Origin of the sequence: Streptomyces klenkii (assembly GCF_003626645.1) — a bacterium.
GTDB lineage: Bacteria > Actinomycetota > Actinomycetes > Streptomycetales > Streptomycetaceae > Streptomyces > Streptomyces klenkii.
Map to the genome: position 1 here is coordinate 25,742 of NZ_RBAM01000029.1, position 13,492 is coordinate 39,233.

Annotated in this window: 5 protein-coding genes, 1 tRNA gene and 1 rRNA gene; 1 reads left to right on the forward strand and 6 read right to left on the reverse strand. The window is 71.3% G+C overall.

The genetic code is table 11. The features are described 5' to 3' along the window. Positions 1 to 32: 32 nt before the first annotated feature. The 3 genes from D7231_RS33105 to D7231_RS33115 all read right to left on the reverse strand — a co-directional run bounded on the left by D7231_RS33105 (position 33) and on the right by D7231_RS33115 (position 9,426). Complete coding sequence (locus tag D7231_RS33105; RefSeq protein ID WP_120759817.1) at positions 33 to 2,837, reverse strand: DNA translocase FtsK; 2,805 nt, start codon at positions 2,835 to 2,837, stop codon at positions 33 to 35. A gap of 139 nt (positions 2,838 to 2,976) precedes the next feature. Then, positions 2,977 to 3,663, reverse strand: coding sequence for a response regulator (locus D7231_RS33110; RefSeq protein WP_120759804.1), 687 nt, complete (start codon positions 3,661 to 3,663; stop codon positions 2,977 to 2,979). 255 nt (positions 3,664 to 3,918) lie between these two features. Beyond that, entirely contained in the window at positions 3,919 to 9,426 is a 5,508-nt protein-coding gene (locus tag D7231_RS33115; protein WP_120759806.1) for a HAMP domain-containing protein, read from the reverse strand. Between the two features lie 214 nt (positions 9,427 to 9,640). Between D7231_RS33115 and D7231_RS33120 the strand changes: the two genes are divergently transcribed. After that, on the forward strand, positions 9,641 to 12,301 hold the full coding sequence (locus D7231_RS33120) for a SpoIIE family protein phosphatase (protein ID WP_120759809.1): 2,661 nt from the start codon (positions 9,641 to 9,643) through the stop codon (positions 12,299 to 12,301). A gap of 109 nt (positions 12,302 to 12,410) precedes the next feature. Here the strand turns inward: D7231_RS33120 and D7231_RS33125 are convergent. The 3 genes from D7231_RS33125 to rrf all read right to left on the reverse strand — a co-directional run bounded on the left by D7231_RS33125 (position 12,411) and on the right by rrf (position 13,484). After that, a tRNA-Thr gene (locus D7231_RS33125) sits at positions 12,411 to 12,486 on the reverse strand. Between the two features lie 105 nt (positions 12,487 to 12,591). After that, complete coding sequence (locus D7231_RS33130) at positions 12,592 to 13,275, reverse strand: DegT/DnrJ/EryC1/StrS family aminotransferase (protein ID WP_120759811.1); 684 nt, start codon at positions 13,273 to 13,275, stop codon at positions 12,592 to 12,594. A gap of 92 nt (positions 13,276 to 13,367) precedes the next feature. Beyond that, positions 13,368 to 13,484, reverse strand: a 5S ribosomal RNA gene (gene rrf, locus D7231_RS33135). Positions 13,485 to 13,492: the final 8 nt, after the last annotated feature.

Below are 13,492 nucleotides of genomic sequence, written 5' to 3' on the forward strand. Positions count from 1 at the left end.
GAGAAACGGTTGAGCAGGGATCTTCCGCGCCGTCAGGACCCGCCGTCCCCGCGGATCACCGCGAGGACCGCGTCGAGCTCATCGGGCTTGACGAGGACGTCGCGGGCCTTGGAGCCCTCGCTCGGGCCCACGATGCCCCGCGACTCCATCAGGTCCATGAGTCTGCCCGCCTTCGCGAATCCCACACGCAATTTGCGCTGCAACATCGAGGTCGACCCGAACTGGGTGGAGACGACCAGCTCCGCGGCCTGGCACAGCAGGTCCAGGTCGTCGCCGATCTCCTCGTCGATCTCCTTCTTCTTGGCGGTGCCCACGGTGACGTCGTCCCGGAAGACGGGCGCCATCTGGTCCTTGCAGTGCTGCACGACGGCCGCGACCTCGGCCTCCGTGACGAAGGCGCCCTGCATGCGGACCGGCTTGCCCGCGCCCATGGGCAGGAAGAGGCCGTCGCCCTTGCCGATCAGCTTCTCGGCGCCCGGCTGGTCGAGGATGACGCGGCTGTCGGCGAGCGAGGAGGTGGCGAAGGCGAGCCGGGACGGCACGTTCGCCTTGATCAGGCCGGTGACGACGTCGACGGACGGGCGCTGGGTGGCCAGCACGAGGTGGATGCCGGCGGCGCGCGCGAGCTGGGTGATGCGCACGATCGAGTCCTCGACGTCCCGCGGGGCGACCATCATCAGGTCCGCCAGCTCGTCGACGATGACCAGCAGATAGGGGTACGGGGAGAGCTCACGTCCGCTGCCCTCCGGAGGAGTGACCTTGCCCGCCCGGACGGCCGCGTTGAAGTCGTCGATGTGCCGGAAGCCGTAGGCCGCCAGGTCGTCGTAGCGCAGGTCCATCTCGCGCACGACCCACTGCAGGGCCTCGGCGGCGCGCTTGGGGTTGGTGATGATCGGGGTGATCAGGTGCGGGATGCCCTCGTAGACGGTCAGCTCCACGCGCTTGGGGTCGACGAGCACCATGCGGACGTCGTCGGGCGTCGCCCGCACCATCAGGGAGGTGATGAGGCAGTTGATGCACGAGGACTTGCCGGAGCCGGTGGCTCCCGCGACGAGGATGTGCGGCATCTTCGCCAGGTTGGCCATCACGTAGCCGCCCTCGACGTCCTTGCCGAGCGCGACGAGCATCGGGTGGTCGTCGCCCGCGGCGTCCGCCAGGCGGAGCACGTCCCCGAGGTTGACCATCTCGCGGTCGGTGTTGGGGATCTCGATGCCCACGGCGGACTTGCCGGGGATCGGGGAGATGATGCGCACGTCCGGGCTGGCGACGGCGTAGGCGATGTTCTTGGCGAGGGCCGTGATGCGCTCGACCTTGACGGCCGGGCCCAGCTCCACCTCGTAGCGCGTGACCGTCGGGCCGCGGGTGAAGCCGGTGACGGCGGCGTCGACCTTGAACTCCGAGAAGACGTTGGTCAGCGCGGCCACTATGGCGTCGTTCGCGGCGCTGCGCGCCTTGCCCGGCCCGCCCCGCTCCAGCAGGTCGAGCGTGGGCAGCGAGTAGGTGATGTCGCCGGAGAGCTGGAGCTGCTCGGCGCGCGCGGGCAGGCCGGAGCCCGCCTCGGGGGCGGGCGCGGACTTGGTGAGGTCCGGCACGCCCTTGGTGAGGTCGGGGACGCCCTGCGTGCGGTCGGCGGCGCCCTTGGCGCGCTCCGCCGCCGCGCCGGGCTCCTTGCCGCGGCCCCGTGCGCCCGGCACGGCGCCCGGCTGCCCGCTCTCCTGCCCGATGCCGCTGCTGAGCCCGGCGACGAGCGGGGTGGGCGGCACGCCGTGCAGCACGGCCCCGTCGAGCGCGGCGGCGGCCGCGGCCGCCATGTCCACGGCGTCGGGCTCGCGGCCGGACGGGGGCTCCACGGGCAGGCCGGCCTGCCGCCGCGGCTTGCGCCGCCTGCCGAGCTCCTCCTCTTCGGCGAGCTCCGGGCCGGGGGCCTCGCCGGCCGCCCGTCGCGTCGCAGCGCGGCGGGGGCGTGCGGGAGGCGCCTCGCGCCAGTCGTCGGCGTAGTCCGCCCCGTAGCCGTCGTGGTCCTCCGCCTCGTACTCGCCGGGGAGGGGCTCGATGACCCCGAGGCGTATGCCGAGCTGCCGCAGCCGGCGCGGGATCGCGTTGACCGGGGTGGCCGTGACGACCAGCAGCCCGAAGATCGTGAGCAGCACCAGCAGCGGTACGGCGAGGACCTCGCCGACCGTGTAGACCAGGGGCTTGGAGGCGGCCCAGCCGATCAGCCCGCCCGCGTCCTGGAGGGCCTGCGAGCCGTCGTCGCGGCTGGGTGAGCCGCAGGCCACGTGGACCTGCCCGAGGATGCCGACGACCAGCGCGGACAGGCCGATGACGATCCGTCCGTTGGCCTCGGGGCGCTCGGGGTGACGGAAGAGCCGGATCGCGATGATGCCCAGAAGTATCGGCACGACGAGGTCGAGCCGCCCGAACGCGCCGGTGACCAGCATGGTCACCAGATCGCCGACCGGGCCCTCCAGGCTGGACCACGTGCCCGCGGCGACGATCAGGGCGAGGCCCAGCAGGAGCAGCGCGAGGCCGTCCTTGCGGTGGGCCGGGTCGAGGCCCCGCGCGCCGCGGCCGACGCCGCGGAAGACCGCGCCCACGCCGTGCGCCACGCCCCGCCCCACGCGGCGGACGCCGCCGGCAGGAGCGGGCGCGCGCTTGGGGGCCCGCTTGGCCGCGGCCTTCTTCGCGGGCGGCTTACGGGGCGGCGCCTTCTTGGCGGGCGCCCGGCCCGCGGGCCGGGGCTGGGACTTCTTGGCCGCGCTCCCGGAGCGCCCGGCACGCTGCTTCGAGGTGCCCGCCGCGCTCTGGGAACCCTTGCCGGACGTACGTGAGGCCATGGTGCCGAGATTACCGTTGCCGGGCGCGGGGGACACCCGCGCCCCGGCGTTCACCCGTTCGTGTCGTGACCCAGGGATCGCAAGGGTGACACGGCGTCAAAGGACCGGCCGGAGGCCGGAAGGCGGCGACCTGAAAGGGTCAGCCGGAGGCGGGCAGCGGACTGGCCCCGCTGCCGGCCCCGGGCTCCAGGGCGTCCAGCGCCCGCCGCAGCCCGGTGAGTTTGCGCTCGAGGTGGGCGGCGGTGGCGACCGCCGCGGCATCGGCCGACTCGTCCAGTTGCTTGGTGAGCGCCTCGGCCTGCTCCTCGACGGCGGCCAGCCGCGCGGACAGCTCGGCGAGCAGCCCCGCGGGCTCCTGCGCCGCGGCCGCGCCCGTACGCCCCGACTGGCCGTTCTCCAGCTGGAGCCGCAACAGGGCGGCCTGCTCGCGCAGCTGGCAGTTCTTCATGTACAGCTCAACGAAGACCGAGACCTTGGCGCGCAGCACCCACGGGTCGAAGGGCTTGGAGATGTAGTCCACCGCGCCCGCCGCGTAGCCGCGGAAGGTGTGGTGCGGGCCGTGGTTGATGGCGGTCAGGAAGATGATGGGGATGTCCCGCGTGCGCTCCCGCCGCTTGATGTGCGCCGCGGTCTCGAAACCGTCCATGCCAGGCATCTGGACGTCCAGCAGGATCACCGCGAAATCGTCCGTCAGCAGCGCTTTGAGCGCTTCCTCCCCTGACGATGCCCGTACCAGTGTCTGATCGAGCGCTGAGAGGATCGCCTCCAGCGCCAGCAGATTTTCCGGCCGGTCATCGACCAGGAGGATCTTGGCCTTCTGCACCATGGCCCGTCCTCCTCGCCCCGGCAGTGCACCGGGCGCCGCCCCAGGGGACGACTCCCTTGCGCCGCCCGTCCTTGTGCCGGTCATGGTAGCCGCACCCCGCCGGTCGCCACACCCTGTCACCGCGATGTCACTGTGCACGTAGCAGAAACGTAGTGGGGGACCAGAAGGTTCCCCGATTTGCCGGTCCCCACACGTCCTCGCGCACACTCGGTCAGCGGCGGGCCGGGGAGCCCGTACGGACTCCCCGGCTCCCCGTCACTCGGCGCGCATCCATTGCTCCATCACCGTGAGCAGGTGGTCGGTGTCGACCGGCTTGGTGACGTAGTCGGACGCTCCGGCGTCGAGGCTCTTCTCGCGGTCGCCCTTCATCGCCTTGGCGGTCAGCGCGATGATGGGCAGGCCCGCGAACTGCGGCATCCTGCGGATGGCGGCCGTCGTGGCATAGCCGTCCATCTCCGGCATCATGATGTCCATCAGGACGACCACGACGTCGTCGTGCTGCTCCAGGACCTCGATCCCCTCACGCCCGTTCTCCGCGTAGAGCACCGACAGCCCGTGCTGCTCCAGAACGCTCGTGAGGGCGAACACATTGCGGATGTCGTCGTCGACGATCAGCACCTTCTCGCCGTGGAAGCCTCCGCCGAAGCCCGAGCCGAAGCCCTTGGCCGTCGGTTGCTCTGTGTCACCGAACGGCTCCGTCGGCCAGGGCTCGCCGCCCTGCGGGACCGCCGGGGACCGGTCCGCCGGAGCGGCCGGGGCGGGCCACTGCGCGGCGGCCTGTGCGGCCCGCTGGCGCCGCAGGAGCAGGCCGGCCGCTCCGCGCGCGGCCGCCTCCGGGCCGGATCCCGGCAGGCCGGCCTCCACCGCCGTGACGTCCTCGGGCCCGCCCGGGTGCTCGGTGCCGAAGGGCTCCGGCCGGGTGCCCGGAGCGAGCTGCGGGTACCCCTGGGGCGGCAGCTCACCGGCGTTGAGCGGGAGGTAGAGGGTGAAGGTGGAGCCGCGGCCGGGCTCGCTCGCGGCGTGGATCTCGCCGCCCAGCAGCCGGGCGATCTCCCGGCTGATCGACAGCCCCAGGCCCGTACCGCCGTACTTGCGGCTGGTTGTCCCATCGGCCTGTTTGAACGCCTCGAAGATGACCCGCATCTTGCTGGCCGCGATGCCGATGCCGGTGTCGGTGACCGAGAAGGCGATCACCTCGCCGTCCGGGTCGCGCAGCGAACCGGCCTCCAGGAGCTGCTCGCGGATGGTGTCCGGGACGTCGCCGCCGGCGGGCCGGATGACCAGCTCCACCGCGCCGGTGTCGGTGAACTTGACCGCGTTCGACAGCAGGTTGCGCAGCACCTGGAGGAGCCGCTGCTCGTCGGTGTGCAGCGTGGCCGGCAGCTCGGGCGAGACCCGGACGGAGAAGTCGAGGCCCTTCTCCGCCGTCAGCGGCCGGAACGTGGCCTCCACGTAGTCCACGAGCTGGACGAGCGCGATACGGGTCGGGCTCACGTCCATCTTGCCCGCCTCGACCTTCGACAGGTCCAGGATGTCGTTGATCAACTGGAGCAGGTCCGAGCCCGCCCCGTGGATGGTCTCGGCGAACTCCACCTGCTTGGGCGAGAGGTTGCCGTCCGCGTTGTCGGCCAGGAGCTTCGCGAGGATCAGCAGCGAGTTGAGCGGGGTGCGCAGCTCGTGCGACATGTTGGCGAGGAACTCGGACTTGTAGCGCATGGAGACCGCGAGCTGCTCGGCGCGCTCCTCCAGCACCTGCCGGGCCTCCTCGATCTCGGTGTTCTTCACCTCGATGTCGCGGTTCTGCCGGGCCAGCCGCTCGGACTTCTCCTCCAGCTCGGCGTTGGAGATCTCCAGCGCCTTCTGCCGGTTCTCCAGCTCCGCCGACCGCTCGCGCAGCTGCTCCGTCAGCTCCTGCGACTGCTTGAGCAGCATCTCCGTCTTGGTGTTGACAGAGATCGTGTTGACGCTGGTGCCGATCATCTCGGCGATCTGGTTGAGGAAGTCCTTCTGGATCTGGGCGAACGGCTGGAACGAGGCCAGCTCGATCACGCCGAGCACCTGGCCCTCGAAGAGCACCGGCAGCACGATGACGTGGGCCGGCGGCGCCTCGCCCAGACCGGAGGCGATCTTCAGATAGCCCGGCGGCACGTTCTCCACCAGGATCGTCCGCTTCTCCTTCGCGGCGGTGCCGATCAGCGTCTCGCCCGGCCGGAACGAGGTGGGCATGGAGCCCGTCGTGTAGGCGTACGAGCCGAGCATGCGCAGCTCGTACGCCTCGTCGGCGACCTCCGCCTCCTGCGGCTCCGTGGGCATCACCAGGAAGAAGGCGCCGTGCTGCGCGGAGACCACGGGGGTCAGCTCGCTCATGATGAGCCCGGCGACGTCCTCCAGGTCGCGCCGGCCCTGCATCAGACCGGAGATCCGGGCGAGGTTGCCCTTGAGCCAGTCCTGCTCCTTGTTGGCCAGGGTCGTCTCGCGGAGGTTGGCGATCATCGTGTTGATGTTGTCCTGGAGCTCCAGGATCTCGCCGGCCGCATCCACGTCGATCTTGAGGTTGAGGTCGCCGCGGGTCACCGCGGTGGCGACCTCGGCGATGGCCCGTACCTGCCGGGTCAGATTGCTCGCCATCTCGTTGACCGACTCGGTGAGGTCGCGCCACGTGCCGTCCACGTCGCGCACCCGGGCCTGGCCCCCGAGCTGGCCCTCGGTGCCCACTTCGCGGGCCACCCGGGTCACCTGATCGGCGAAGGAGGACAGCTGGTCCACCATCGTGTTGATGGTCGTCTTCAGCTGGAGGATCTCGCCGCGCGCATCGATGTCGATCTTCTTGGTCAGGTCGCCCTGGGCGATGGCGGTCGTCACCATCGCGATGTTGCGCACCTGGCCGGTCAGGTTGGACGCCATCGAGTTCACGGACTCGGTGAGGTCCTTCCACGTGCCGCTGACGCCCGGCACCCGCGCCTGGCCGCCGAGGATGCCGTCGGTGCCCACCTCGCGGGCCACGCGCGTGACCTCGTCCGCGAACGACGACAGCGTCGTCACCATGATGTTGACGGTGTCGGCCAGCTGCGCGACCTCGCCGCGCGCCTCGACCGTGACCTTCTTGGTCAGGTCGCCGTTGGCGACCGCCGTCGCGACGTGCGAGATGTTGCGGACCTGACTGGTCAGGTTGTTGGCCATCAGGTTGACGTTGTCGCTGAGGTCCTTCCAGATGCCGGTGACGTCCCGCACCCGTGCCTGACCGCCCAGCTGCCCCTCGGTGCCCACCTCGCGGGCCACCCGCGTCACCTGCTCGGCGAAGTCCGAGAGCTGGTCCACCATCGTGTTCACGGTGGTGACCAGTTCGAGGATCTCGCCCTTCGCGTCGACGGTGATCTTCTTCGACAGGTCGCCCTTGGCGACCGCCGTGGTCACCTCGGCGATGTTGCGCACCTGCGACGTCAGGTTGTTGGCCATGAAGTTGACCGACTGGGTGAGGTCCTTCCAGGTGCCGGACACCCCCTGGACCTCGGCCTGGCCGCCCAGGATGCCCTCGGTGCCGACCTCCCGCGCCACGCGCGTGACCTGCTCGGCGAACGACGACAGCTGGTCGACCATCGTGTTGAGGGTGTTCTTCAGCTCCAGGATCTCGCCCCGGGCGTCCACGTCGATCTTCTGTGACAGGTCGCCGCGCGCCACCGCCGTCGCGACCTGCGCGATGTTGCGGACCTGCGCCGTCAGATTGCCGGCCATGCCGTTGACGGAGTCCGTGAGGTCCCGCCACACGCCGGCCACGCCCGGCACCTGCGCCTGACCGCCGAGCCGGCCGTCCGTACCCACCTCGCGGGCCACGCGCGTGACCTGCTCCGCGAAGGCGGAGAGCTGGTCGACCATCGTGTTGATGGTGTTCTTCAGCTCCAGGATCTCGCCGCGCGCGTCCACGTCGATCTTCTGGGAGAGGTCGCCGCGCGCCACGGCCGTGGTGACCTGGGCGATCTGCCGCACCTGCGACGTCAGGTTGCCCGCCATGAAGTTGACCGAGTCGGTCAGCTCCTTCCAGGTGCCGCTGACGCCGTCCACCCGGGCCTGACCGCCCAGCCGGCCCTCCGTGCCCACGTCCCGCGCCATGCGCGTGACCTGGTCGGCGAACGACGACAGCTGGTCGACCATGGTGTTCACGGTGTTCTTCAGCTGGAGCATCTCGCCGGAGACGTCGACCGTCACCTTCTGCGAGAGATCGCCGTTGGCCACCGCCGTCGTCACCTGGGCGATGTTGCGGACCTGCCCCGTGAGGTTACGGAAAGCGGTGTTCACCGAATCCGTGAGGTCCTTCCACGTCCCCGCCGCACCCGGCACCGCGGCCTGCCCGCCGAGCTCGCCCTCGACACCGATCTCCCGCGCCACGCGCGTGACTTCGGCACCGAACGAGGACAGCTGGTCGACCATCGTGTTGACCGTGTTCTTGAGCTCCAGCATCTCGCCGGAGACATCGACGGTCACCTTCTGCCCCAGGTCGCCGTTGGCCACGGCGGTCGTGACCTGGGCGATGTCCCGCACCTGCGTCGTGACGTTACGGAAGGCCGTGTTCACCGAATCGGTGAGGTCCTTCCACGTCCCCGCCGCGCCCGGCACCTGCGCCTGGCCGCCCAGCCGGCCCTCGGCGCCGACCTCGCTGGCCACCCGCGTCACCTCGTCCGCGAAGGTGCGCAGCGTCTCCGTCATCTGGTTGATCGTCTCGGCCAGCTGGGCGATCTCGCCCCGCGCGCTGACCGTCACCTTCTGCGACAGGTCGCCGTTGGCCACGGCTGTCGTGACCTGCGCGATGCCCCGCACCTGCTCGCTCAGGTTCCCGGCCATGAGGTTGACCGAGTCGGTCAGGTCCTTCCAGACACCCGCGACGCCGGGCACCTGCGCCTGACCGCCCAGCTCGCCCTCGGTACCGACCTCGCGCGCCACGCGCGTGACCTCGGAGGCGAAGGACGAGAGCTGGTCCACCATCGTGTTGACGGTGTTCTTCAGCTCCAGCATCTCCCCGGCCACGTGCACCGTGACCTTCCGGGAGAGGTCGCCCTTGGCGACCGCCGTCGTCACGAGAGCGATGTCACGCACCTGGGCGGTGAGCCGCGACGCCATCGTGTTGACGGAATCCGTGAGGTCCTTCCACGAACCGGACATACCACGCACCCGGGCCTGCCCGCCGAGCTTGCCCTCGGTGCCGACCTCGCTCGCCACCCGCGTCACCTCGTCGGTGAACGCCGACAGCTGGTCCACGAGGCCGTTGACCGTGCGCCCCACCTTGAGGAACTCGCCCCGCAGCGGGTGCGCCGCACCGTCCGCGCCCTGCGAGCGCAGGTCCATCCGCTGCTCCAGGTCGCCCTCGGCCACCGCCGACAGCACCCGGCCCACCTCGGACACCGGCCGCACCAGGTCGTCCACCAGCGCGTTCGACGCGTCGATCGCGGCCGCCCAGGCGCCCTCGCAGGCCCCCACCTCCAGCCGCTCCGTGAGCTTTCCCTCACGGCCCACGACCCTGCGGACCCGCGCCAGCTCCCCCGTCAGCTGCAAGTTCCGGTCCGCGACCTCGTTGAAGACCGCGGCGATCTCGGCCATCACCCCGTCGCCGGAGACCGTCAGCCGCTTCCTGAAGTTTCCGTCGCGCATGGCGGACAGTGCCGTCAGCAGCCTGGTCAAGGCTGCCGTGTCCACTTCCGTCGTCCCATTGGCCCGGGACCGTCCGCCCTTCGCGCGCGTGCTCACGCCCCGCGCCTCCGCGCCAGACTCCACCGTGTCCCTCCCGCAGGGTCGATCATCCTCGTCGGGCTTCCACTTCAATCTTTCCCAGTGTTTCACCCCGGCCCGGCCAGGCCATAACAGTTCGGCAGCATCGCACACGGTCCGCGGGCACTCCGAAGGTGGAATCAGCTCGCACCGGCCTCCGCCCGTGCGGTGAAGGTAAGTAACCTGGCATCCGGCCAGGGCAATGGAGGGGCGCTGCGACATGGGTGAGCAGATCGCCGAGACCTACACGACGAGGAGACCTGTGATCACCGCGCGGGCTGCCGCCACCTTCGAGCCGGTCGGACGCTCGGTCGCCTCCGCCCGCGCCTTCGTCCGGGACACCCTCCAGGGCTGGGGCCATCCCGACATCATCGACGACGCCGTCGTCCTGACCAGCGAGCTCGTCACCAACGCCGTCGTCCATGCCGGCACCGCCGCCGACGTCCTGTGCATGCGCACCGGCACCGGCGTCCGCGTCGAGGTCGCCGACCGCTATCCCGAGCGCGAGGTGCCCCTCCAGAGCTCCGCCCGCCGCATCGGCGGCGTCGACCGCGAAGGCGGCCGCGGCCTGCTGCTGTGCGCCGCCCTGGCCACCCGCTGGGGCGTCGAGTACACGCCCACCCACAAGCAGGTCTGGTTCCAGCTCGACCTGCCCGACCGGCCCGCCGGCACCCGCTCCGCGGGCCCCGCGCTGCCCACCGAGGCCCTGCCCCTGGCCGATCCGCGCGTCCGCGTCGCCGTCGTCCAGCTCGACCGCACCGGCTCCATCAGCGCCTGGAACGACGACGCGGACGCCCTCTTCGGCTTCACCGCCGACCAGGTCGTCGGCAAGCCCCTCACCGACTTCGCCGCCTGGCCGCACACCCCCGGCACCTCCACCGGCATCGCCGAGGCCCTGCGCCTGTCCCGCTGGGAGGGCTCCTACGGGATAAGGGGCGCCGACGGCCGCATCACCCCCGTCTACGCCTCCCACCTGCGCGTCCGTGACAACGAAGGCGCCCCCTCCACCGTCTGCCTGCTGGTGCGCGAGGAGGAGCGGGCCGTCCTCCAGAGCATGCAGCGCACCCCCGCCTCCGACAGCGGCACCACCGACCGGACCACGGTCGACCCCTTCGAGGTCTTCATCGGCTCCCCCGCCCCCGACGACCTCGACGGCCTCCTCCAGCGCACCGTCGAGCGGGCGCGCGACATGCTCGACGGCGACGCCGCCTACCTCCTGCTGGCCACCGACGACGAGACCGAGCTGGAGGTACGGGCCTCCACGGGCCTGCCGTCCGCCCGCCAGCGCTTCGCCCGCGTCCCCGTCGAGGCCGGCACCGGCCGCTACGGCTCCGCCCGCATGCCCGCCGTCCACGAGGACCTCGCCGTCATCCCCGGCGCCGTGCCCCTCCTCGCCGACACCGGCATGCGCTCCGTCGTCACCGTCCCCCTCAAGGTCGAGGGCCGCCTCACGGGCTCCCTGGGCGTCGCCGCCGAGGCCCCGGGCCGCTACAGCAACGAAGAGGCCCTGCGCCTCCAGTTCGCCGCGGACCGCATCGCCCTCGCCGTCGAGCGCGCCCGCCTCAACGAGCTCGAACGGCTCCGCCGCGGCTCCCTGTCCTTCCTCGTCGAGGCCTCCGACCTCCTCGCCGGCACCCTCGACCGCGACCAGACCCTCGCCCTCATGGCGCAGATGACGGTCCCCACCCTGGCCACCTGGTGCGCCGTCTACACCGTCGCCGACCCGGCCTCCGAGCCCGAGCTGTCCTACGTCCTGCACGAGGACGAGGACCGCATCGACGGCCTCAAGACCCTCCTCGGCAAGCTCGCCCCGCCGGACCCGGTGCCCACGCCCGGCGCCCGCGTCTGGACGGCCCCCTCCGAGGCCGCCCAGGCCGCCGCCGTCCGCGGCTCCCTGCGCTCCCTCGGCCTGGCCGGCTCCACCGGCCACCCGGCCGCGCTCAGCACGTCCCTCGCCACGGCGGCGGCCGTGGGCGGCGAGACGGTCGTCCTGCCGCTCGTGGCCCGCAACCGCGTCATCGGCATGCTCACCCTCGGCAAGCCCACCGACGACCACTTCCGCCAGGAAATCCTGGAGCTCGCCGAGGACCTGTCGCGCCGGGCGGCCCTCGCCCTCGACAACGCCCGCCTCTACAGCGAGCGCACGGCCATCAGCCAGTCCCTCCAGCGCAGCCTCCTCCCGCCGGAGCTGCTGCACGTCCCCGGCGTCGAAGTCGACGTCATCTACCGCGCCGCGGGCGAGGGCAACGAGGTCGGCGGCGACTTCTACGACCTCTTCCCGATCCGCGACGGCGCGTACGGCTTCGCCATCGGCGACGTCTGCGGCACGGGCCCGGAGGCCGCGGCGGTCACCGGCCTCGCCCGGCACGCGCTGCGCCTGCTCGCCCGCGAGGGCTACGGCGGCCCGGCCGTCCTGGAGCGCCTGAACGCCGCCATCCTCGACGAGGGCGCCCGCAGCCGCTTCCTGACACTGCTGTACGGCGAGCTGCGGCCGCAGGAGGACGGCAGCGCGGTCCTCAAGGTCGTCTGCGCGGGGCACCCGCTTCCGCTGCGCCTGCGCCAGGACGGCACGGTGGAGGCCGCGGCCGACCCGCAGCCGCTGCTGGGCGTCATGGAGGACCTGGAGCTGTACGAGCAGACGGTCACCCTGGAGCCGGGCGACGTGCTGCTGTGCGTCACGGACGGCGTGACCGAGCGCCGCGAGGGCACGCGCATGCTCGGCGACGACGGCCTCACGGACCTGCTGACGACGTGTACGGGCCTGACGGCGGGTGCGGTGGCCGCGCGGGTGCTGCGGGCGGTCGAGCGCTTCGCCGCCGAGCCCGCGTCGGACGACATGGCGATTCTGGCGATGCGGGTGCCGGAGCTGGAGTTGGAGTGAGTACGGGGCCGGGTTGAACACCGAGCCAGGTTGAACACGGGGCCGGGTGAACACGGAGCCGGGCCGAAAAGAAAGAAGGCCCCCGCCAATTGGCGGGGGCCTTCTTTTATGGAGCCCCAAAACGGAATCGAACCGTTGACCTTCTCCTTACCATGGAGACGCTCTGCCGACTGAGCTATTGGGGCCGGCAACGAGATAAAGCATACCCCATGTTCGTACGCCCTTTTGACCAGGTGAGCGGGGCGCGCGGGTGCGTTGCTCAGGCGGCGCTCGGACGGCCTCAGGCGGCCTCAGGCGGCTTCGGGAACCAGCCCGCCGAGCGCGTTGCAAACGGCTACGACCCGGTGGAGTTCCCGCGGGGTGAGTGCGGGGTCCACAGGCAGGGCCAGGCACTGGTCGGCGGCCCGCTCGGTTTCAGCAAGCCACAACTCCCGCCGGTAGGCGGGCAGTCGGTGCACGGGGGTCTGTACGGGAATGGAGCAGCGCACGCCGCGGGCCCGCAGCGCCCGTGCGAAGGCGTCCCGGTCCGGCCGGCCGTTGCCGGGGATGCGTACGACGTAGGTGCGGTAGCTGTGCTCGATACCGGCGCCCGTGGCGGGCGTCACGACGCCCCTGAGCCGGGCGTTGAGGTAGGCGGCGTTCGCCTGCCTCCGCCGGGTGTGCTCGTCCAGGGGGGCCGCGGGCTCGTGCTCGACGACGATCAGCCCGCGCCGTTCGGCGACGGCGCGCAGGCCGGCCAGGTCGGCGCGGCGGCCGAAGAGGTGAACGGGCATCACTGCGGCGGTGCGGAGCGTGAGGGTCGCGGCGACCGCGGCCGGGTCCAGGCAGAGGCTGTCCGGGTCGATGTCCGCGAACACGGGCGCGGCTCCGGCCCGGCGGACGGCCTCGGCTGCGTCAGCCGGGGCGTATGACGGTACGACGACCTCGTCACCTGCACCGATGCCGGCTGCCGTGAGCGTTTCCACTGTCCCCATGGGGTGAGGATTTCCGCGGGACGTGAACGGGGTGCAAATAAAAAAGCTCCGGTAGCTGAACATAAGTTCAGCTACCGGAGCTTCTAAAATTTGTTCGGCGGCGTCCTACTCTCCCACACGGTCCCCCATGCAGTACCATCGGCGCTGAAAGGCTTAGCTTCCGGGTTCGGAATGTAACCGGGCGTTTCCCTAACGCTATGACCACCGAAACACTATG

Bases quoted from the DNA above. Each gene is read 5' to 3' on its own strand.
- D7231_RS33130 (WP_120759811.1), bottom strand. From the start codon at position 13,275: ATGGGGACAGTGGAAACGCTCACGGCAGCCGGCATCGGTGCAGGTGAC.
- D7231_RS33105 (WP_120759817.1), bottom strand. From the start codon at position 2,837: ATGGCCTCACGTACGTCCGGCAAGGGTTCCCAGAGCGCGGCGGGCACC.
- D7231_RS33110 (WP_120759804.1), bottom strand. From the start codon at position 3,663: ATGGTGCAGAAGGCCAAGATCCTCCTGGTCGATGACCGGCCGGAAAAT.
- D7231_RS33120 (WP_120759809.1), top strand. From the start codon at position 9,641: ATGGGTGAGCAGATCGCCGAGACCTACACGACGAGGAGACCTGTGATC.